This window comes from Thioalkalicoccus limnaeus, assembly GCF_041197575.1.
Classification (GTDB): Bacteria; Pseudomonadota; Gammaproteobacteria; order Chromatiales; family Chromatiaceae; genus Thioalkalicoccus; species Thioalkalicoccus limnaeus.
On record NZ_JBDKXB010000025.1, the window covers coordinates 32,737 to 54,079 of the forward strand.

Below are 21,343 nucleotides of genomic sequence, written 5' to 3' on the forward strand. Positions count from 1 at the left end.
GACCGGGTGCACCTCGCGTCAGGGTGTGATCTCGACGAGAGCCTCGTCCGGATTGACTGCATCACCCTTCGACACATAGACCGCGGTGATAGTGCCCGAGATCGGCGCCTGGATATCCGTCTCCATCTTCATCGCCTCGGTGATCAGCAGCGGTTGACCGGCCTCGACCTGGTCACCCTCGGCGACGAGGACATCGACGATGTTGCCGGGCATCGAGGTCGTGACATGCCCCTCCTTGGTCGGTTTTGGCCGCTTGCTGGTCGTGCCCTTGTGCTGAGCGCCGGACGCGCCGCCGCTCAGGACCAGCTCGTCGAGGGTCTCGACGACGACCTCCTCGGGGACGCCGTCGATGGCCAGATAGAAGTGCCGTTCGGACTGCTCCTTGTGGCCGGCGCCGGTGACCTTGACGTGGTAGGTCTCGCCGTGGATCGCGACGTTGAATTCGGTCGGCGCGTGCTGATTCTCGCGCTCGGTCGGCGGTGGCTCGAGCGGCTCCGGCACCAGCGTGCCGGCAGCCCGGTGTTCGAGGAAGGTGCGTCCGATCTCCGGAAACATCGCATAGGTCAGGACGTCTTCGGGCGTTTCGGCGAGTGGGCCGATCTCGCCCGTGAGCTTGTCCATTTCGTCCTTCAGCAGATCCGCCGGGCGACACTCGATCAATTCTTCCTTGCCGACGGCCTGCTGTTGCAGAGTCGGCTCGACCGGGGCCGGTGCTTGTCCGTAGCCGCCCTGCAGGTAGCGCTTCACCTCATTGGTGATGGTCTGGTAGCGCTTGCCGGTCAGCACGTTGAGCACGGCTTGGGTGCCGACGATCTGCGAGGTCGGCGTCACCAAGGGTGGATAGCCGAGGTCGGCGCGAACCCGTGGAATCTCGGCGAGGACCTCGGCCATCCGGTCGAGTGCATTCTGTTCCTTCAGCTGATGCGCGAGATTCGAGATCATGCCGCCCGGGACCTGGTTGGTCTGGACACGCGTGTCGACGCCCGTGTACTCACTCTCGAACTGGTGGTAACGCTTGCGGACCTGATAGAAATACATGCCGATCTCCTGGATCTTCTCGAGATCCAGGCCCGTGTCGTAGGGCGTGTCGCGCAGGGCCGCGACCAGGCTTTCGGTTGGCGAGTGCGAGGTCCCGCCGGCCATCGACGAGATCGCCGTGTCGATGTGCTCGCAACCGGCCTCGATGGCCTTCAGATGGCACATCTCGGCGAGGCCGGCGGTCGCGTGCGAGTGCAGATGCAGCGGCAGATCGACGGCGTCCTTCAGCGCCTTGACCAGGTCGCTCGTTGCGAAGGGCGTCAACAGGCCAGCCATGTCCTTGATCGCGATCGAGTCACAGCCCATCGCGGCCAGCTCGCGGGCCATCTGCACGAAGCCACGGCTGTCGTGGACCGGGCTCACGGTGTAGCAGATGGTGCCCTGGGCGTGCTTGCCGGCCGCCTTGGTCGCCTCGATCGCGGTCACCAGGTTGCGCAGGTCGTTCAGCGCATCGAAGATCCGAAAGACGTCCATGCCGTTGTCCGCGGCGCGCGCGACGAAGGCGCGCACCACGTCATCCGAATAGTGGCGGTAGCCGAGCAGGTTCTGGCCGCGCAGCAGCATCTGCAGCCGCGTGTTCGGCAGCGCCTCGCGCAGCAGCCGCAGCCGTTCCCAGGGGTCTTCCTTCAGGAACCGCACGCACGCGTCGAAGGTGGCCCCGCCCCAGCACTCGAGGGACCAGTAGCCGATCGCGTCGAGCTTCGGACAGATCGGCAGCATGTCGGAAAGCCGCATCCGTGTGGCCAGCAGGGATTGGTGGGCGTCGCGCAGGACGACATCGGTGATATGGACCTTTGGCATCGTTCGTCGATCTCGGGTTACAGGCCGGCGTGGGCGGCGATGGCGGCGGCGATGGCGGCGGCGATGTGCTCCTTGCGCCGTTTGCTGGAGTAGGCCAGCAGTTCCGGATGGGCCTCGAGGAAACCGGTATCGAAATGGCCGCGACGGAAGTCCGGGTGGTTCAGGATGGCGAGGTAGAAGGGGATCGTGGTCTTGATCCCGTAGACCCCCATGTCGCGCAGCGCGCGCCGGCCGCGTGCGACCACGTCGTCCCAGTTGAGTGCCCAGACGACGACCTTGGCGAGCATCGAGTCGTAGTGCGGCGGTACCCGGTAGCCGGTGTAGATGCAGCCATCGGTGCGCACGCCTGGGCCGCCCGGGGCGTAATAGTGCGAAATGCGCCCGAAGCTCGGCAGGAAGTTGTTCTTCGGATCCTCGGCATTGATGCGGAACTGGATCGCGAAGCCGCGGCGCTGGATCTGATCCTGGCGAAAGCGCAACGGCAGTCCGGCCGCGATGCGGATCTGCTCCTCGACCAGGTCGACGCCGGTGATCGACTCGGTGATCGTGTGCTCGACCTGGATCCGCGTGTTCATCTCCATGAAATAGAAGCGGCCGTTGGCGTCTTGCAGGAATTCGACGGTTCCGGCGTTCGTGTACCCGACGGCACGGGCTGCCAGCACGGCGAGACCGCCGACATATTGCCGCTCGGCCTCGTCGAGCTGCGGCGACGGGGCGATCTCGATCAGCTTCTGGTTGCGGCGTTGGATCGAGCAATCGCGCTCATAGAGGTGAATGCAGTGCCCATGTTGATCGGCGAGCACCTGCACCTCGATATGGCGCGGGTTCACGATGCAGCGTTCGATGAAGATCTCGGCGCGACCGAAGGCCTTGGTCGCCTCGGAGATCACGCGCTCGTAGTTCTGACGCAGCTCCGTGGCGTCGTTGCAGCGCCGGATCCCGCGGCCGCCACCGCCCGATGTGGCCTTCAGCATGATCGGATAACCGATCTCGTCGGCCATCGCCAGGGCCTCGTCGAGGCTGCCCAGGTTCCCAGGACTGCCCGGGGTCACCGGCACACCGGCCCGTTGCATCGCAAGCCGCGCCTCGGTCTTGTCGCCCATGCGCTGGATCACGGCCGCCGAAGGCCCGATAAAGGTGATGCCACGCCGTGCGCAGGCCCGGGCGAGCTCCGGATTCTCGGACAGGAAGCCATAGCCGGGATGAATCGCATCGCAGCCGGTGGCGAGCGCCAGATTCACGATGCGGTGGACATTCAGGTATCCGGCAAGCGGATCGCTGCCGAGGCTGTAGGCCTCGTCGGCCTTCTTGACGTGCAGCGAATAACGATCGGCCTCGGAATAGATGGCCACCGAGCGGATGTCCATCTCGGCGCAGGCGCGAATGATGCGCACGGCGATTTCACCGCGGTTGGCGATCAGGATCTTTCGGAGCATCGGGTCCTCTCTCTCGCGGTGTCACATGCGCGGGTCAATCACGCTCGGGCCGAACCGATCCCAGTGTTCCCGTCGAGCGCCCTTCTATCGAAATCATCATCGAAACTCCCGCGTCAGCGGTGCGTTGGCGGCGCTGAGACCGAATCGGTACGTGTTGCGGCGCAATATACCGGATGGGCGCAGGGTCGAAAAGCGCAAGGCGCGGCGAGCCGCCGGACTTGGCCTACACTCTAAGGGGGGTCGAGGGACCTTGAACAACCCCTGGCATGGGCCTTCAGTGACGACGCACGTCGCGGAGCGCCCTGTCCGGCGTGCTTCGTCCTCGTGTACTGGCCCGCATGGATACGACATGGCGGCCCCTAACCAGTGGCGGCGTCCGGGCGGTCTCGAGGGGCCTTCGATGCGCTCGTCACGGCAATGGCCGGCCATCGACGCAACCTAGAGGTGGACATGTCTGACTCAACCTACCGACATTTATTGCTGGCCACGGATCTGACGCCGGAGGGCCAACCGGTGATCGAACGCGCCAAACAGCTGCGCGACATCTTCGGCGCGCGTTTGACACTGCTGCATATCCTCGCGAACCTGCCTACGGCGGTCGAGTACATGCCGATGTCCTATTCCGGGGACATGATCTTGCCGAAGGGCTTCGATCTCGAAAACGAGCTGCTGACCCTGGCGCGCGCGCAACTCGATGAACTGGGTGAAATCTTGTCCGTGCCCCCGCCGGACCGGCTGATCAAGATCGGGACGACCGGGTATCGCATCGACGCGACGGCCGACGAGTTGGGCGTCGACCTGATCGTCATCGGCAATCGGGGCCGCCACGGCCTGCGTGCATTGTTCGCGCCCTCGACATCGAAGGCCGTTCTACGCGTGCAATCGTGCGATGTGCTCTGCGTGCCGATCGGCGGGCGTGACGATGACCAGGGTTCGTGAGCCGACGGCGCATGGCGTGTTCGATACGTGTCAGCTCGCGTCATCGTCGCCTGTCTGGCCGCGCTGCTCGAGCGCGTCGCACGCGCGGGCGAAGCGCTGCTCGAGCGCCGGATCGGCGGGCGCCGGGCCGCACAGGTACCACTGAGCAAGAAGGCCGGCGGCATTGGCCAGCGGGTCCTGCTCGCCGGCGGCCATCCGTTCGGTCAGGCGGGCGACCTGCAAGGCCAGCCGGTCGCCGACGCGTTCGGCCGGCGAGTCGACCTGGGCCAGGATCTCGAGCTTCAGGCACAGCGCCTCGCGCTCTTCTTGGTTCTCGGCCAGCAGCTCCAGCGGCGGCGGATCGCCGCGCTCGGCCATCGCGAGCGCCGTGGCGAAACGCGCGCCGATCGCTGTCTGTATGCCCTCGTCAGGGTGCCGCGGAAGTCCGCTCCAGCGTGTCTTGAGCGCGGCCAGGTCATCGGGATCGGGGCGGTCGTCGGTCACCGTCCGTTCAACCAGCGCACAGATCTCCGCCTGTTCGGCGAGGAGGGCGAAGCTGGCGCGGCGGTCCCGTTCCTTGCGCTGTCGGAGGCTGTCGCGCACGGTTTGGCGGGCATTACGCCAGCGTTGACTGATGGCCGCGGCGGCCTGTCGCGGCACCGGTAGATGGCTCGTGTCGCGCCAGCGCTGGTCGATCTCGCGCAGGGCCTGTTCGATCTCGCTCGCGGAGGCCTCGCTCGTCGCCAGTGCCAGGGCCTCGTCGCAAATGGCTTCGCGGCTCGCTTGATTGTCCTGCTGTTCGCTGGTGCGCGCCTCGATCTGCGCTCGGCGCCGGCCGAAGACCAGATCGCAAGCGGCGCGAAACCGCCGCCAGAGGGCGTTCTCGTCAGCCTTGCGGCCCGGCACGGTCGTGTGCCAACGCTGTTGACAGGCCTTGGCGGCCTCGATGGCCCGGTCGAGATCCGGCTGCTCGGCCAGCGCCTCGACTTCGGCGATCAGCTCTTCGCGAAGGTGGCGGTTCCGTGTGCGCTCCGTGTCCAAATGTCGGTCGAGTCGCCTCAGCGCCGCGTGGAACCGGCGTTCGAGTGGCCGCCGGTGGCGGATCTCGACCGGTCCCAGCTCGGACCAGGAGCGGCGCATCTCGCGTTCCGCCTTGACCGCCTTCTTCCAGTCCATCCGGTCCCAATCGACGCGGTCGAGAAAGGTTTCGAGCTCCTGACAGAGTTGTTCACGTGCCCGGCGGTTGGCTTCGCGCTCGGCCGTCTGTCGTTCCAGATAGGGGCGGCAACGCTGGTAGACTTGGTCGGCGCTGGCCTGGAACTGTTCCCAGCGACGTTGATCGGCCGGCGCGCCGCCTTGATCGAGCGACTTCCAGGCCGTTTGCAGTTGCCTGAGCTCGTCGACCAAGGCCTCGTCCGGGAGGTCGCGCTCAACCAATTCGTTGACGGCCTGGCACAGGGCTTCGCGCTGCTGGTCGGCGCCCCAGCGTCGCCAGCTTTGCAATTCCTTGACGCGCGGCGCGGTGGCACGGATGTGATGCTGGATCTCGCCGTAGGCCTGTCTTGGCAAGCCGCTGGCCTGGGCCAGGTCGATGGTGGCCTGGAGGCTTTGGAGGAGGGGTTCGGCCCGCTTGAGCTCGCCGGCGGTGAGGCTCTCGGTCAGGGCCGCGAGCTTCGCTGGCACCTGCGTGAGCCGCTGCTCGGCGTGTTGGCGCTGTTTTTGCCAGCGTTGTTCGAGCGTGGTCCCCGCCTCGTGCAACGCCTCGGCGAGATCAGCCGGGAGCCGGCGGTCGCCACCGAGTCTTCGTGCATCCTGGATCAGCGGCAGGACCTGGCCCTTGTTCAAGGGTTGGGTCAGCGCCAGCGTGTCGGCCAAACGGACGAGCAATGCCCGTGCCTGTTCGTGGTGGGCGCGGTCGTCACGCAAGCGGGTCAGTTGCTGTTGAAGCTGGTCGAGGGCTTCGGCGAGGCGCTTGTCCGCCCCGGTCTTCTTGGTCTCGGCGGCTGTTGGGTCAGCCGTGGTCAGTTGTTCGGCCCGTTCCCTCAGTGCGACGATCCTGACCTCGTCGCCCGATGCGACGGCGTCATTCAGTTCCGCGAGCAAGGCCTCGATGGCCGCGTGGCGTTCGGCCAGCGCCCGTTGCTTGGCTGCGCGTTCGTCATTCCACGCGCGGTATTCTTCGAAGGCCGCGAGAAAACGAGCGCGTCCGGCATCATAGCGCGTGCGCGAGGTCTCATCGGCCTCGTCCGCGATCCGGGCCCAGTCACGTTCGATCAGGTCCAACATGCCGCGGTCTTGCTCCCACTGTTCGAACCGACCGAGTCGCTCGATCTTCTCGCACAGCTCGGCGCATTGTGCGCGGATGCGCAGCGGCCGGGCCTCCTGCTCGGCCATGGCCTTCAGTCTGTCCTTGGCGAGACGATAGACGCGCTTGTCCCGTTTGCCGATCTCACGTGCCACCCGTTCGAGCGCGGCCTTGTCGGTCAGGCGCTCGACAGCGGTCTGGCGGTTGCCCGCGAGCGGATCGCGCAGCGCGCACTGGCCAAGGGTCGCGGCCGATGTGACGCGCTCGATGGCCGCATGGCGCATCTCCGGCTCGTGGGCCGTGGTTGCGATCTGCTCGAGGGTGCGTTCATCGTCGGTCGCGGCCAGTTCGGCGAGCCGCTCGTCGAGCGGCAGACGAGGCTCGGCGAGGCCACACAGCAGGTGACGGTAGCGGGCCCAGGCAACGTCGCGGACCCCGGCATCCGGATCCGCGGCGGCGATCCGGCGCAGATCCGCGAGACCCGACAGGCGCCGGCAGGCCTCGCGGCGCGCCGCGACATCGTCGCTGTCGCGGATCTCGCGGTCGAGGGCTCGCGGATCCGCGGCATCGACCCGCCTTTTCTTCAGGAAGCGCTCGAAGATCATCGCTTTCTATCGACCTCTGCGTCTTGTTGCTCGCATGCGCGGACCGGCGCGCCCCGGGGCGGGTGGAGACTGGTCAGTAGGTTGCCCGGTCGCCAACGAAGGGGTTGTGGCGGCGTTCTTCACCAAAGCTCGACATCGGGCCGTGGCCAGGGATGAAGCGGATGTCATCGCCGAGCGGGAACAGCCGTTGGCGAATCGAGTCGAGCAGATCCCGGTGGTTTCCGCGCGGGAAATCGGTGCGGCCGATCGAGCCGGCGAACAGCACATCGCCGACCTGCGCGAGGCGGTCATCGAGGTCCACGAATACCAGATGCCCCGGCGTGTGGCCAGGGCAGTGGACGATGGTCAGGACGCGGTGACCGATCCGTATCTCGTCATCGACCGTCAGCCAGCGATCCGGTGTCAGCGCGTCGACCTTCGGCAGCCCGAACATCTGACTTTGCTGGGGCAGAGATTCGAGCAGGAAGGCATCGTCGGGATGAGGTCCGGCGATGGGTACGGACAGCTCGCGGGCCAGTCGTGCGGCGCCTCCGACATGGTCGATGTGGCCATGCGTCAACAAGATCTGGGTCGGAATCAACCGGTCGTCGGAAATGGCCTGATGGATCCGTTCCAGATCGCCGCCGGGATCGACGATCGCGGTCTCGCGCGTGGCGTCGCACCAGAGCAGGGTGCAGTTCTGTTGAAAGGGCGTAACGGGGAGGATGCGATGTGGCACAGGTGTGGCAGCTCGGCAGGTTTGGGCCGTCGTTCGAGGCCGGCGGGCCGGACATGGGTCGAGCCCGTCGTTGGACAGGTTGTCGGTTTCAGTTGCGCAGGAGCTCGTAGAGACGGTCCTTCAGCAGCAGCCGTTCCTTCTTGAGGTCTTCGATGGTTTCGTCGGCGACCGGTACGCCCACCTCCTCGAGCGAACGCACTCGGGCATCGAGTTGGTCATATTCGTCCATCAAACTGGCAAACTGCTGATCGGAGGCGCGCAGCGCGGCGATTTTGTCCGTGAGTTCCGGAAACTCATGGAATAGGTCATGGGGTTCGCCTAGCATTGAAATCGGGTCCTCGTCGAAGACGGTCGAGGCGGCTCGACCGCGTGGTGATGATGAGCTATGACTTGGTGGGCGGCCATTCGAAACCTGCAACGGCTCAGTTTGCCCATGTCACCGAGGTGACAAGGCATTTTAACCCGGTGTTTCCCAAGGATACCAACGAAAGCGGGCCGCGTTCATCAGGCTGCCCCCCAAACCGCCAGACCTCGGGTGACTCCCTCCGAGGTGTCGCACCGGCCCCGTCGCGCCCTGTGCCAAGTGCCGCTGGGGTCGATGTTACGAACGCCGCCGAGACAGCCGCCCAGGATGCACGCCTCGCCGTCTGGTCCGTCGCTCGCGGTCGTGCGGAGGTCCGTCACTTCGTGTTGGCGTTGAGCCGTTGGATGACGGTGGGCGTCAGATCGAGCGCTTCGTCGACATAAACCAACCCGGCCTGTCCGCGTTCGAAGACGGCCGCGACCTGCCGTTCGCGGGCCACCTGATCGACCGCCTCGAGGGCCGGCCCGATGATCTCCTGGGTCATCTTTTGCTGTTCCTCCATCAGGCGGGTCTGGGTTGCCGAGGCCTGTTCCTGGAACCGTGCGATCCGCGTCTTGATCTCCTCTTCGCGTTTGCCGATCTGCTCGTTGCTCATCAAGGGCTTGTCGCGTTCCAGCGCTTGCTGAAGCTGGCGGATCGCTTGTTCTTCCTGGGCAAACGCCATCCGCTGCGGGCCGAACTCCTGCTCGAGACGCTCCCTGGCGCGCGTGCCGAGCTGGCTTCGCTCGAGGACCTGCTGCATATCGACATAACCGATACTGGTCGGTTGTTCGGCGAGGACCGGGGCCGCGATCAAGAGGCCGAGGGTGAGGCAGGCGCTACGAAACAACATCTTCATCGTTCTCCATGGGTCTGGGTTGCGGTCCGGTCGGCATCGGACCTTGCGGGCCAGGGCATGTTGCGGCTGCGGCCCGGTCATCATCGGAAGCGGGTGCCCTGAGGCCGGGTTGAATCGGCCTCGGTGAGGGTCGCATCGCTTCGTGTGATGGCCGCAGCGGCCACGCCACCCCGCGTTCTTGGCCCCGGGTGGCCTGGATTCTCGTGCCCGCGGCCTGCGGGTCAGCGGACGCCGGGGCGATGTTCTGCCGAGCGGCTGATTCTAACCGGCCGGGATCGCGGAAGGTATGGCTTTTAGTGGTCTACTCTGGGCTCGATTCAGCGCGGTGAGCCTTGAATCTTGCGGGCTCGGGTTCCCGATAAGGCCGCGTTCTCGTCATCGCGTGGGTCGCAGGCGTCTGGGGTCTGCGTGCCGCGTCCCCGCTGGAACGAGCGGACCGCATGCTGCCTCTTGCCTTGTCGCCGGCGCTGTTCCATGCTTGCCGCAGCGAAACGGCGAGCGCGACTTCGCATCTGAGCGGTCGTGGTCGTCGATTACCGCTTCGCTCGGGGTGTGGCGAGCATTGCCAGGAGATCCTTCAAGGTGGGCAATTCCCTTCAGGAACAACTACTCAAGGCCGGTCTTGTTAATGAGCAACGGCTCAAGCAGGCGCGTTCGACGAAGCGCAAGCAGGTCAAACCCGTTGCGAAAGGACGATCGGCGCCGGTCGATCCGGCACGAGAACAGGCCCGTCAGGCCCAAGCGCAGAAGGCGCAACGCGATCGCGAACTGAACCGCCAGCGCCAGGAAGAGGCGCAGCGCAAGGCGCTCGACAATGAACTGCGCGAGCTGATCCATGCCCACCGGCTGTCGCGCGACGGCGGTGACGTGGCCTTCAATTTTACCGACGGCACGGCGCTGAAGCGCCTGTACCTGCGCGCCGAGCAGCAGCGGCAGCTGGTCGCGGGCACCTTGGCCGTCGTGCGGCAGGATACCTTCTACGAGCTGATCCCGGCCGAGGTGGCCGAGCGGGTCACGGCACGTCAGCCCGAGCGGGTCGTGGTCTACAACAAACCTGGTCAGGACCTCGACTCGGACGATGAGTACGCCGATTACAAGGTACCGGACGACCTGATGTGGTGAATCGCCCTCGCCCGGGCGGCGGACGCCGAGGCGGACGAGGGCATAAAGGAGAATCGAAAGGATGGCCGATGGAGACAACCGGCGACTGGCCGTGTTGATCGATGCCGACAATGCCCAGCCGGCGATCGTCGAGGGTTTGCTGGCCGAGATCGCGAAATATGGCACGGCCCATGTCAAGCGCATCTACGGCGACTGGACCTTGCCGAACCTGGGTGGCTGGAAGGATACGCTGCTGCGCTACTCGATCCAGCCGATCCAGCAGTTCCGTTACACCAAGGGCAAGAATGCCACTGACGGCGCGATGATGATCGATGCGATGGATCTGCTCTACACCGGGAACTACGAGGGTTTCTGCATCGTGTCGAGCGACAGCGACTTCACGCGGCTGGCTTCGCGTTTGCGGGAATCGGGCACCGTCGTCTACGGGTTCGGCGAGAAGAAGACCCCGGAGCCCTTCGTCGCGGCGTGCGACAAGTTCGTCTTCACCGAGCTGCTGCGCGAGGACGATGACGGGGAACCGCCGCAGCGCAAGAGCGCCAAGGAGCTCAAACGCGATACCAAGCTGGTCCATCTGTTGCGGCTGGCGGTCGATGCCGAGGCCGATGATGGCGGCTGGGCTGGTCTCGGGGCGGTCGGGTCGACGATCGCGAAGCGCGCGCCGGAATTCGACTCGCGCAACTATGGCTATGCGAAGCTGAGCGGCTTGGTCAAGGCCATTCAACTGTTCGATGTCGATGAGCGTCTGATCGGCGAAGGACCGCACAAGGCCCTGTACATCCGGGACAAGAAGGCCGTCGGCACCTGACCCCTCCCGGTGATCGCATGATGGGCGACCAGTTTCCGTTCTGCGAAACCCTCGCGTTTCCTGTTTTCCTTCGACACCGCGAAGGCGTCGCGCCGGCCTTGATCTCGGTCGACGGCCGCCATAGTTGCTTCGAATGGAACACACGAGCCCGCCGTCGCGGCTGTCGTTGCCGATGCCTCGACCCCCAGAGCTGATCGACACCCATTGCCACCTCGACGTCGCCGATTTCGCGGCCGACCGCGACGCGGTGTTGGCACGAGCCCGCACGGCGGGCGTCGTCGCGCAGGTGATCCCGGCGATTGCGGCGGACGGCTGGCATGACCTGTGCCAACTGTGCCAGCGGGAACCGGACCTGTACCCGGCGCTGGGCCTGCACCCGGTGTACGTTGCCGACCATCGGGGCGCTGATCTGGTTGAATTGGAGAGAATGATTGCCGAGCGCGCGCCGGTCGCGATCGGCGAGATCGGGCTCGATTTCTTCGTCCCGGGCCTGGATCGGGAACGCCAGCAAGCCCTGTTCGAGGCGCAGCTCGCGATCGCCCGAAGCGCCGATCTGCCGGTGCTGCTCCATGTGCGCCGTGCCCACGATCAGGTCCTCGCGACACTGCGTCGGCACCCGGTCCGCGGTGGCATCGTCCACGCCTTCAACGGCAGCGTGCAGCAGGCGGAGCGGTATCGGGAGCTCGGCTTCCTCGTCGGCTTCGGCGGCATGCTGACCTTCGCCCGTTCGACGCGACTGCGTCGGCTCGCGACGGCCGTGCCGATCGAGGCGATCGTGCTCGAGACCGATGCCCCGGACCTGACGGTCGCGAGCCATCAGGGCGAGCGCAATAGCCCAGAATACCTTCCGGAAGTCTTGGCTGCGCTGGCCGAGGTTCGCGGCGAGGATCCGGCATGGCTCGCGGCCCGAACCACGGCGAACGCCCGCGCGCTACTGCGCCTGTGAGCGCGACGCGCGTCCCCGGATATCAATCGGCAGCCTCTGGGCGTGGGCTTGCGGCCGAGGTTTGGGGGCGCGGCGATCGGACGGGAGGGGGCGCTGGCTGGGGGGGCGCTGGGGCCGATGTGGCCGTCGCTGCGGACGGATCCGAGCCTCGTGCGGCCTCGGCGGCCGGCCGAGGTTTCGTGCGCGGCAGAAACTGGTCGACTCGGTCGAAAAAGGCGCTTTAGAAATCCGCATCCTGCAGCGTCACGCTCGCGACCCGCACCAGCGAATCATCGCTCGCGCGGATCGGCAGCGAGACCGAGCCGATCCCGCCGACGCCGACACTGGCCGAGGTCGGGTTCTTCTTCACACTGTAACGGTCCAGCACCGCGCTGACGAACACCCAGCTACCCTGCTGTTCCTCGGCCGCGCAGGAGATCCGCACCGATAACTGCTCGTGGACCTCATCCCTGGGCTGGAAGTTCTTGCTGCCTTCGACCGCGTCGGCCCTTGCAACGGCGACCGTGTAACCCTGGCTGAGAAGGGCCCGCCGCGCGGCCTCGCAGGCCTGCGCCGGCGGCAGCGGGTAGCTGCGCGAAAAGGTGTCGTCCGAGCTGAAAGACTCGGGCACGAGGTTGTGGCTGCCGCTGAGGCAGCCGCCGAGCGCCAGGCTCATCAGCAAGATCGGCAACACGGCACGGGCAGACAAACGCGGAGTCATGGCAGGCTGTCGGACGAAGGAAACCGGGGGCAAGCATAACCCCAGTTTGGGCCGATGGGCAGCTCCGGCCCCATACCGCGGCAGGGCGGTCCAGCGCTTGTTGATGCGAGGCACGGCAAAGGCGATCGTCTGTCCCCGATGGTGGCCGGCCTAACCGCCGCCGGCTCGGCGATGGACCCGTCGCTCTGCGAAGCGCGCCGCTGACGGCTTCGGAGAGACGGGGCCGGGCATCAGGGCCCGTCTCTCCGCCCTTGCGCGACAAGCGAACGATCAAACGTGGCCGGTACCCGATGTGTCGGACACTCAAGCGGGAGAAGGATCCAGCGGATTCAAGTGGAGCATCGCTTCGACCCGGTCGTGGCGGGTTTCGACACCAGCCGGGGAAATGGGGTCCGTGCCTGCTTACACGCTGTTTACACGCTCCGCTCCGTGGCGCACGTGCCGGACGCTGAAGTCGCAGACGCTCGCCGCCGTCGGCACAAGGCACCTTCCGCGTTCGCCAAGGTCTGGGGGGTAGATGCTACACTCGGAACATCGGGATGCCCGACCCACGTCATCGACCATGCGCAGAATGGGAGGTAAACACGATGCCCGAGCCAAGCTTGGATCTCCTCATGCAGATGACGCAGAAGATCCTGGACAACCAGAGGGAGATCCGGGAGGACGTCCGGGAGATCAAGGCCCGACTGGGGCGTTTGGAGACGGATGTGGCTCAGCTCCACGTCTTCTTGGCCGAGCAATCAGTTCGATTCGATCGCGTCAGCGACAGGCTCGAGCGTGTCGAAAGGCGACTGGAGCTCGCCTCTCCCGCGTAAGACGGAACGCGATAGAATGGATGCGGGGTCTGACCCCGATTTCACCGTGACCGCGATTTCGCCGCAACCATAACCCCAGGCCGGGCCGATGGGCACGTTCGGCTGCGCAGTGCAGCGGGACGGTCCGGCGGTGGCGGTGCGCTGCGCGGCAACGGTGAGCGTCTGTTCCCGCTTGTGGTCGGCCTAACCACCGCCGACTCGGCGGTGGATCCGTCGCTTCGCTCCGTGGCGCGCAGGACGGACGCTGAAAGCGCGGGTCGACCGTTGGCGGCGCCGACCCGCGATCCTTCCTGTCATCCGAGCCGCCTCCCCCGATGATCAGGCGCGGGTGACCTGGACCGGGATCGGGCGGCAGACGGTGTTGCAGACCGGTGAGCGGGCTTGCGTGTAGCTCAGCAGGTCGTCGAGTTCCTGTTCACTGCAGTCGGCCTTCACGTGCAGGCGCATCCGAATTTGCTGATAGCCCGGATTGACACTCTCATCCAGGCCCAGCAACCCATTGAGGTCGATGTCACCATCGAGCTCGGTGAATAATTCCTGGATCTCGATGCCGCGTGCCGCTGCGTGCAGCACGAAGGTGGTGGTCACGCAGCCGGCGAGCGCGTGGAGCAGGTACTCGACCGGGTTGGCCCCCTCGTTGCTGCCGAGTAGGACCGGTGGTTCGCCGTTGGTGTAGACGAAGTCCTGGGTGCGCGAGCTGTCCTCGGCGCCGGCACCGTAGAAGTCGCGGATCGTCGAGCGGTTCTCGCCGCCGCTGATCCAGCGGTTGCGGGCGCGGAACACGAAGTTGGCGAGCCCCGGATTGCCCTGGATCGCACCGATGGTGTCCATCATCTGCTGCTGGTTCAGGCCGTTGATCGTCGTCTTGGTTTGCATGTCCATCTCGATCTCCTCTGGTTCAGGGTTTTCGAAGCGGCATTCTTGGGTGCCGCACCCTGACTAAAGCAATCGGGATGCCAATGATTTTAATTCAATAAAAAGCAATCATTTAGGAGAAAACAGCTGTCGGTCACGGATGCCGAAATCCCGTGAATCACGAATTTTCGTGGCGCAGCTCCCGAGTTTTCGTGAGGCCGAGCGCCTTCATTCGGTAAGCGAGGGTGTTCGGGTGCAGACCGAGAAGCTCGGCCGCGCCACCGGGTCCGGACAGCTTGCCGTGTGACGCCTCCAGCGCGCGCAGCAGGTTCGCGCGCTCGAACTCGAGCATCTCGTCGACGGTCAGTACCGGAGCCTCGGCGCGCGCTGCGGCCGCCGGATGCGAACCCGAGGCCGGGTCTGCCGTCGACACGTCGGACAGCACCCGCGCGAGGTTCAACACGCGGCCGCCCGGGGTGTCGAGGCCGGTGATCCAGGCGCGCTCGATCAGGTTTTCCAGTTCCCGGATGTTACCCGGCCAGGTGTAGGCCTTCAGCCGCGCGCGGTCGGCCTCGCCGAGCGACGCAGCCGTGGCGCCCTGCTGCCGTGCCACGCGGGCCGCGATCGCCTCGGCCAGCAGCACGACGTCGTCGCCGCGCTCGCGCAGCGGCGGTGCCTTCAGTGGAAAGACGTTCAGCCGGTACAGCAGGTCCTCGCGAAAGCGGCCTTCGTTGACCATCGCGGCGAGATCCCGATTGGTGGCGGCGATCACACGCACGTCGATGTGCACGGTGCGGCCGCTTCCGACGGGCTCGAATTCACCTTCCTGCAACACCCGCAGCAGCTTCGCTTGCAGGTCGAGCGGCATCTCACCGAGCTCGTCGAGGAACAGGGTGCCGCCGTCGGCGAGTTGGAACCGCCCTTCGCGGCGCTGCGTGGCGCCAGTGAAGGCGCCCCTCTCATGGCCGAAGAACTCGCTTTCCTGAAGGTTCGCCGGGATCGCGGCGCAGTTGACCTTGACCAGCGGGCCGTCGCGACGGCGGCTATGTCGGTGGATCGCCCGTGCGATCAGTTCCTTGCCGGTGCCCGTTTCACCTGTGATCAGTACCGTGGCATCGCTCGGGGCGACGCGCTCGATGTCGTGGAGCAGGCTCCTCAGTGCCGGGCTCGTGCCGATGATCTCCTCGAAGCCGCGCAGGGCGTTGAGTTCGGCGCGCAGGGCCGCGGTCTCGTCGGTCAGCGCGCGCAACCGCACCTCCGCGGCCAGTCGGTCTTCGACATTGCGCAGGATCAGCGTGAAGAAGGCCTGGCCGCCGGACTCGAAGCGCGACAGCGTAGCTTCGGCAGGAAAGGCCGTACCGTCTGCCCGCTGGCCCTGCAATCCCTCGGGAATCCAGAGCGCGTTGGTGGTGGCCGCATCGCCTTGCAAGAGGGCTGAGAGCTCGCGCAGCCGGTCGCATGAATCGGCGGCGAACAGCTGTTCGATGGTCGCCCCCGTAGCCGCATCCGGGTCGCATCCGAAGCATGTCGCGGCGGCACGGTTGATGCGCACCGCCCGCAAGGTCGCGTCCAGTTCGAGGATGCTGTCCATCGCGCTGTCGATCAGCATCGCGAGTTGCCGTTCGCTTTCACGCAACGCGCGGTCCCGGCGCAGGCGTCCCAGTTCGGCCGCCGCACGCGCCCCGAAGATGTGGAACACCGCCTGCCGAGTGGGGTCCACGGCGAGAGGGTGGTCGTCGAGGATCGCCAGGTTGCCGAGGACCTCGCCATCGGCGTCCCGAAGTGGCAGGCCCATATAGCTGACCGCGCCGAGCGGGGCCAAGTCGGGGTCGTCCGGGTAGAGTTGAATGACCCGCTCCGGTACCACGACCAGCCGCTGCTCGAAGATCACCGCCTCGCAGGGGGTGCCCTGGATGCGGTACTCGTAGTCGGGTACCTGGTGACCACGCGACCAAAATGACAGCGCCCGCAGACGTTGCGCGTCCGGCAGCCACTCGGTGACCCACGCAGACTGTACTTGAAGCGCGCGTGCCAGGTGTCGCACCAGCGCGTCGAAGAAGGCCTTGCCGGTTTCCGCGGCGACGCCGTTGAAGATCTCTTGAACCACGCGCTGGTCGACGCGCGAAGCGGTCGTCGCCTCGGTGTCCATTGGATGGTGACTCGAGATGGCTCCAGAGCAGAGGTCGGCCTTCGATGCCGACTCGGTGTTCGGCCCAGCGGCCCGCGGCAACGGGATCAGGCTTCCGTTGCGACGAAGCCCGGATGCCGCGGTCCCGCAGCGGAAGCCCAGTTCGATGCCAAGAACTTCCGGACGATATCTATCCATGGCGTTGACCGCCACAGTCTTCAAGGCCGACATTTCGTTGGCGGATCTGAACCCTTGCCACGACCGAGGTCAGGTGTTGACCTCGGCGCGGCGTTTCGTGGGGGGCTCGGGTGGCCGATCGAATGACCGGGACCACCGGCCGCCGTGCGGCCTCAGGCTGCGGTGCGCAGATCCAGGGCCTGGTTATAGGCGCTGCCGGGTTTCACCTGGACACGTTCTGCGACCAGAGCCCGCGTCAGCGGCAGGTGGCCGCTGCGTCGGGCCGCTTCGATCAGCGTCAGGTCGATCAGGTCGCGCTGGGCGTGGCTGCCGCCCAAGCGATGGGCGATCGGCCGCACGTCGCGCAGGCGCGTCGCCGCGGCCTCGTCATCGCCGCGGTCGAACGCGGCGAGGGCCTCCAGCAGCGGCCGGCCGACGGATCGCGCGATCGCAGCGTGATCGCCGGTACGGCCCGGGTCCTGGGCCGACTGGGCCGCGATCCATTGGGTGGCGCGCGCCTGATCGCCGCTGGCCACCCAGGCCATCATCGCGTGGAAATCGTTGAAGGCATACAGGCCAGGTCGAGCGACCTCGCGCCAGATGTCGGCCAGCGACTGCCAGCGGCGGCGCACGTCGATCCCGCGCAATTGGAGCCGCCAAAGCAACGCCGAGGCGTCGATCAGGTCGACCGTCATCCGGGAACGAGGGCCGTGGATCGGGCCGTCGAACAAGGCCAACACCGCATCGATCTCGTTCAGGTCGAGATGGAACAGGGCCCAATGCCACCAATTGTGAACGGCGAGAAAGTTGTCCTCGGCCCACTGGGCCTCACGATCGCGCATCCAGGCGATCCCGTCGCGGCTGCGACCCTCCATCTCGAAGACATGGGCCACCGCGTGGTGGGCCCAGGCATCCTTCGGCTCCAGGTCCAGGGCGCGGCGGCCGTAGTTCTCCGCGCGTCGATAGTCGCCGTTCTCCTCGCAGCCGAACGCGAACATGCCCAGCACGGCGTGATAGCCGGGGTCGGCGCGGCTCCAGCGGCCCAGTGCGCGGGCGATGCGGTCCCGGATCATCCGGGGATCGCCACGCATGTAGTCGCCCACATGCCCGGCTTGCAGGGCCAGGGCGTCGCGCGGATAGTCGATCGACACGTCCTCGAGGATGCGCCCGGCGCGGTGCCATTCGCCGGCGGCGAAGGCTTTCGCGGCCTCGTGGTGGCCGCGCTCGCGGTGGCTGAGCGGCAGCCGTTGCACCCGGTCGAGATCCGCTTGGGCCACCGTCACGGCATCGGGTTCGGTGCCGAGCAGGTGCAGCCACGCATGTAGCAGATGTCCCATCGCGAAATCCGGCGCCTCGGCGGTCGCCGCCGCGATCGTCGCCACCGGATCGCCCCGGTAGCAGTTGAACTGGTGCAGGGCCTGCGCGTACTTCTCCAGCGCCTCGTCGGTGGCCCCGGTCACCGGGTTGCCAAGCAGATCGCTTTGTTTCATCTTGTCCTCTCCAGGCCGGCCTCGGCCGGCGTCGGTTCAGGGTGACGGTCGTCTCGCAACGGCGGGCGGGTCCCATCCTATCCCGGCACGGCCGGTCATCCGCTTGGCCGTCGGGGATCAGGGTCCGTGCAGCCCGTTGCTGTGAGATCCAGCATACCGGCGGGGGCCGAGGATCCCGCTAGTCGATTCGGACGAGAGCAGGACGTTTCCGCCATGACTGGTCTTTCCGAGACGAACCGGCCCGCCGATGCCGCGATCCTTGCCTTCCCGGAGGCGACCGCCTCGGTGATGTACGGGCTCAGCGATCTGCTGCACTCGGCGGGCCGCGATTGGGGCATGATCGTGCACGGGGAGCCGGGCCCCGCGTTGGTTCGCCCGCGGATCGTCGCCGCGCGCGCGGGTCCCCTTGCCATCGCCAATGGGGTCACCGTGATCCCTGACGCCCGACTCGCCGACATCCCCACCCCGGACCTGGTTTGTATTCCCGAAATCCTGGTCGCGCCATCGGACCGGCTGACCGGTCGGTTCGACGCCGAGATCGCGTGGCTGCAAGATTGCTACCGCAACGGCGCGATCATCGCCGCGGCCTGTTCGGGGTCGTTGCTGTTGGCCGAAGCGGGGTTACTGGACGGGGAGGCCGCCACGACGCACTGGGCATACTGCGATGCGCTGGCGGAGCGGTTTCCAAAGATACAGGTGCAGCGCCAGCGCTCGCTGGTCACCGCAGGGGTCGGGCAGCGGCTGATCATGGCCGGTGGGGGCTCGTCGTGGCTCGACCTGGGGTTGTTTCTGATCGCCCGCCTCGCGGGCGTCGACGCCGCGATGCAGCTGGCCCGGATCTATTTGATCGACTGGCACCACGCCGGTCAACAGCCGTTCGCCCGCTTGTCGGCGACCCGCCAAACCGAGGACGCCGTCGTCGCGCGCTGCCAGGTCTGGGCGGCCACGCACTACAACGAGCCGGCGCCAGTCGCCGCGATGGCGCGTTTGAGCGGCCTGTCCGAGCGTTCACTGGTGCGGCGTTTCCAGAAGGCCACCGACATGACCCCGATCGAGTACATTCACCGGATCCGGATCGAGGAAGCCAAGCAGATGCTCGAGGCGACCCGCGATCCCGTCGAGGCCATTGCGCAGGACCTCGGCTACGAGGACGCGAGCTTCTTCACCCGCTTGTTCAAGCGCGACGTAAAGCTGACGCCAACCCAATACCGGCGCAAGTTCGGCCAGCTGCGCGAGGTGCTGCGCAGTGCGGAATAGGGCCGCTGACGCCGAGATGAAACCCGCGCTGTCGCTGACACGGGAGGCTGGGCAGCGGGAGCAGCGGGTTCAATGCCCGCAGCGGCCGTGCGGGAAGTGCCGATCGCCGCTCCGCGCGGCAGCGATCAGCGGCCGACCGTGCCGGGGGCTTGCGGCTTGAAGCGGAGGATGTAGTAAGGCGGCTTTGTCTCATCTTCGCCGGCATTCAGAACCGGCCCGAGATGAAGCTGATTGGCCACCACGTACATCTTGCCATCCGGCCCGTAGCTGAAGGCATCGGGCCACAGCAGCCGTTCATCGTCCTCGAACAGGACCTCGTAGCGGCGATCCGTGCCGATCACTCCGATCGCATGGTCCGTGATCGCGCTGATGTAGATGTTGCCTGCCACATCGACGCTAATGCCGTCTCCGATCGGTTTGTCGGCATACCTTTCGACGCGGTCCGACAGTTGCGCGCGGTCAAGCCCCGGGTCGCGCTGGTCGGCGGTGTGGATGCGGTACATGGTTTCGCCGGTCATGGGGCCGAAGTAGAGCCACTCGCCGTTGGCATCGATGGCGAACGGATTGATGCCCACCCGTGGACGGAAGGGTTCGCCGTCCTGGCCTAGAATCTCGGCCGGCCGGCCGTCGAAGCGACGACGCGTTCGCCCGTCTCCTTCCAGGAGATCGGGAAGCGGACGGATGGGCATGGCGCATCGGATGGTTGGAAGACCTCGCTGCGAAGCCTTGCGGCTGCGGACGCGATTCGAACCCCGACGGCCGAATGTCAAAACCGGCGCCTGACCCCCAACGCAAGGAAATTCGATCCGCCCTTGTCGGCGACCAGGCCGAAGCCGGGCGAGCGATGGTGCAGGCGAGCGATGACCGACCAAGGCTGATTCGGCCGGCTGAATTCCAGTTCGCCGACCCAATACACGAGCAGCTGAAAAAAGATGAAGCATGCCGGTGCCCGGTTGCTTTCGGGCCTCGGTGGCCAGGAAGTCGTCGCCACACTGCTGTTAGCCATGGCGGCTAGCGTGGAGGCGGTGCGACCGGATCGCTCGGCACCGCGCAAAATGAAGCCCGCCAAAAATACAGGGCTTCTACCCTAACCCTAAGCGCTGCCGTTGAAGGGGGCTTAACTCAGGGGCAATGCGCCGCAGACCAGCTCGCGACCGCTGAAGGAATACTCGGCCAGCAATCGGTGGGCGCAGCCATGAATGCGCTCAACGGGATAATCGCAGCGAAACCCTTCCAATGCCAGGGCATGGCGATCAATGCCGATGTTGCGCACCGCCGCCGGCTCGCGCCGCATGATCGCACCACCGCCAAGATAGGTTTCAATGTAGGCGTCATGCGGGGGTATCAGCGCAATCCGCGCAATAATCGGCTGACACAAACCCGCGGTGGCCTTGGAGCCGAAGTAACTGCCTATCGCTGCCCATCCGCCTCGACGCCTCGGACAAGCAGCATAGGTTTGGCGCGCTATGCTGGCAAACGCTCGCTAGCGGGTCTAAGCGGCTGCCGGCCGGGCTCGCCAGGCAAGAGGGGGCGAGATGCCAGGAGCTATTGCATTTTCTCCAGGAGAACTTTCAACGCGTCAATCTCGGTGAAAATGCCCACCAGATGGTCGCCCTCCACTACGGGAAAACTCCCGAATTTCTTCTCGACCATCAGCCGCACCGCATCCACCAGCGGGGTATCCGGCGTCACCGTTACCGGCTCTCTGGTCATGATCCGGGAGACCGGGGTGGTCAGGAGAACCTGCTCGTAGTCCTCCCGTCCGATACCCGATAGCAGCCCGGGTGACGCTCGACGGATGTCGCGATCCGTCACTATCCCCACGAGCCTGGAGCCATTGGTGACCGGCAAATGGCGAATATGATGCGGCAGGAGCATCCGGACGGCTTCCTTAATGCTCGTCCGCTCGGACACAGTGTAGACCTTCTGAGTCATGTAATCTCCGACTCGCATAGGGGAATTCTCCTTCTCGTTGTCGCCGGGATGGTCTTAACTCGATTCGTGGGCCAGTAGTATTGCTTAGTT

General features: G+C 66.0%; 19 protein-coding genes. 6 read left to right on the forward strand and 13 right to left on the reverse strand.

The features are described from left to right. Window positions 1-18: 18 nt before the first annotated feature. Both oadA and ABC977_RS14815 read right to left on the reverse strand, forming a co-directional pair. Window positions 19-1,839, reverse strand: a complete 1,821-nt coding sequence (gene oadA / locus ABC977_RS14810) for a sodium-extruding oxaloacetate decarboxylase subunit alpha (RefSeq protein WP_369668046.1) — start codon at window positions 1,837-1,839, stop codon at window positions 19-21. 17 nt (window positions 1,840-1,856) lie between these two features. Next, entirely contained in the window at window positions 1,857-3,275 is a 1,419-nt protein-coding gene (locus tag ABC977_RS14815; RefSeq protein WP_369668047.1) for an acetyl-CoA carboxylase biotin carboxylase subunit, read from the reverse strand. A 450-nt stretch (window positions 3,276-3,725) separates the two neighbouring features. Between ABC977_RS14815 and ABC977_RS14820 the strand changes: the two genes are divergently transcribed. Next, a complete protein-coding gene (locus ABC977_RS14820) occupies window positions 3,726-4,214 on the forward strand; it encodes a universal stress protein (RefSeq protein WP_369668048.1) in 489 nt (162 codons plus the stop codon). Between the two features lie 30 nt (window positions 4,215-4,244). Here the strand turns inward: ABC977_RS14820 and ABC977_RS14825 are convergent, their stop codons facing one another. The 4 genes from ABC977_RS14825 to ABC977_RS14840 all read right to left on the reverse strand — a co-directional run bounded on the left by ABC977_RS14825 (window position 4,245) and on the right by ABC977_RS14840 (window position 9,017). After that, a complete protein-coding gene (locus ABC977_RS14825) occupies window positions 4,245-7,103 on the reverse strand; it encodes a DUF349 domain-containing protein (RefSeq protein WP_369668049.1) in 2,859 nt (952 codons plus the stop codon). A 73-nt stretch (window positions 7,104-7,176) separates the two neighbouring features. Further along, complete coding sequence (locus ABC977_RS14830) at window positions 7,177-7,821, reverse strand: MBL fold metallo-hydrolase (protein ID WP_369668050.1); 645 nt, start codon at window positions 7,819-7,821, stop codon at window positions 7,177-7,179. An 88-nt stretch (window positions 7,822-7,909) separates the two neighbouring features. Beyond that, window positions 7,910-8,146, reverse strand: coding sequence for an HP1242/YdcH family protein (locus ABC977_RS14835; RefSeq protein ID WP_369668051.1), 237 nt, complete (start codon window positions 8,144-8,146; stop codon window positions 7,910-7,912). A gap of 355 nt (window positions 8,147-8,501) precedes the next feature. Continuing rightward, entirely contained in the window at window positions 8,502-9,017 is a 516-nt protein-coding gene (locus tag ABC977_RS14840; protein ID WP_369668052.1) for an OmpH/Skp family outer membrane protein, read from the reverse strand. A 588-nt stretch (window positions 9,018-9,605) separates the two neighbouring features. Between ABC977_RS14840 and ABC977_RS14845 the strand changes: the two genes are divergently transcribed. The 3 genes from ABC977_RS14845 to ABC977_RS14855 all read left to right on the forward strand — a co-directional run bounded on the left by ABC977_RS14845 (window position 9,606) and on the right by ABC977_RS14855 (window position 11,896). Then, window positions 9,606-10,145: a DUF2058 domain-containing protein gene (locus tag ABC977_RS14845; RefSeq protein WP_369668053.1), complete on the forward strand. Its 540-nt coding sequence runs from the start codon at window positions 9,606-9,608 to the stop codon at window positions 10,143-10,145. A gap of 61 nt (window positions 10,146-10,206) precedes the next feature. Next, window positions 10,207-10,950, forward strand: coding sequence for an NYN domain-containing protein (locus ABC977_RS14850; RefSeq protein ID WP_369668054.1), 744 nt, complete (start codon window positions 10,207-10,209; stop codon window positions 10,948-10,950). Between the two features lie 133 nt (window positions 10,951-11,083). Next, complete coding sequence (locus ABC977_RS14855; protein WP_369668055.1) at window positions 11,084-11,896, forward strand: TatD family hydrolase; 813 nt, start codon at window positions 11,084-11,086, stop codon at window positions 11,894-11,896. A 220-nt stretch (window positions 11,897-12,116) separates the two neighbouring features. Here ABC977_RS14855 and ABC977_RS14860 read toward each other — a convergent pair whose 3' ends face one another. Further along, window positions 12,117-12,551, reverse strand: coding sequence for a DUF2242 domain-containing protein (locus ABC977_RS14860; RefSeq protein ID WP_369668056.1), 435 nt, complete (start codon window positions 12,549-12,551; stop codon window positions 12,117-12,119). 632 nt (window positions 12,552-13,183) lie between these two features. Here ABC977_RS14860 and ABC977_RS14865 point away from each other — a divergent pair. Further along, the gene (locus tag ABC977_RS14865) at window positions 13,184-13,411 is read left to right on the forward strand and encodes a hypothetical protein (protein WP_369668057.1); all 228 of its coding nucleotides are present in this window, start codon (window positions 13,184-13,186) and stop codon (window positions 13,409-13,411) included. 318 nt (window positions 13,412-13,729) lie between these two features. On the opposite strand, the gene ABC977_RS14870 is transcribed toward ABC977_RS14865, so the two are convergent. The 3 genes from ABC977_RS14870 to ABC977_RS14880 all read right to left on the reverse strand — a co-directional run bounded on the left by ABC977_RS14870 (window position 13,730) and on the right by ABC977_RS14880 (window position 18,061). Then, the gene (locus ABC977_RS14870) at window positions 13,730-14,287 is read right to left on the reverse strand and encodes an OsmC family protein (protein WP_369668065.1); all 558 of its coding nucleotides are present in this window, start codon (window positions 14,285-14,287) and stop codon (window positions 13,730-13,732) included. Window positions 14,288-14,444: 157 nt separating this feature from the next. Next, window positions 14,445-16,592, reverse strand: coding sequence for a sigma-54-dependent Fis family transcriptional regulator (locus tag ABC977_RS14875; RefSeq protein ID WP_369668058.1), 2,148 nt, complete (start codon window positions 16,590-16,592; stop codon window positions 14,445-14,447). A gap of 152 nt (window positions 16,593-16,744) precedes the next feature. Next, window positions 16,745-18,061 (reverse strand): tetratricopeptide repeat protein, encoded by a 1,317-nt coding sequence (locus ABC977_RS14880; protein ID WP_369668059.1) that lies wholly within the window; start codon window positions 18,059-18,061, stop codon window positions 16,745-16,747. 213 nt (window positions 18,062-18,274) lie between these two features. Here ABC977_RS14880 and ABC977_RS14885 point away from each other — a divergent pair, with 213 nt between their 5' ends. Further along, on the forward strand, window positions 18,275-19,318 hold the full coding sequence (locus tag ABC977_RS14885) for a GlxA family transcriptional regulator (RefSeq protein ID WP_369668060.1): 1,044 nt from the start codon (window positions 18,275-18,277) through the stop codon (window positions 19,316-19,318). Between the two features lie 125 nt (window positions 19,319-19,443). Here the strand turns inward: ABC977_RS14885 and ABC977_RS14890 are convergent, their stop codons facing one another. From ABC977_RS14890 to ABC977_RS14900, 3 genes are all read right to left on the reverse strand, one after another. Further along, the gene (locus tag ABC977_RS14890; RefSeq protein WP_369668061.1) at window positions 19,444-20,088 is read right to left on the reverse strand and encodes an L-dopachrome tautomerase-related protein; all 645 of its coding nucleotides are present in this window, start codon (window positions 20,086-20,088) and stop codon (window positions 19,444-19,446) included. A 347-nt stretch (window positions 20,089-20,435) separates the two neighbouring features. Beyond that, a complete protein-coding gene (locus tag ABC977_RS14895) occupies window positions 20,436-20,612 on the reverse strand; it encodes a hypothetical protein (RefSeq protein WP_369668062.1) in 177 nt (58 codons plus the stop codon). A gap of 251 nt (window positions 20,613-20,863) precedes the next feature. Beyond that, window positions 20,864-21,253 carry a CBS domain-containing protein gene (locus tag ABC977_RS14900; protein WP_369668063.1) on the reverse strand — a complete coding sequence of 130 codons (390 nt, stop codon included), beginning with the start codon at window positions 21,251-21,253 and terminating at the stop codon, window positions 20,864-20,866. Window positions 21,254-21,343: the final 90 nt, after the last annotated feature.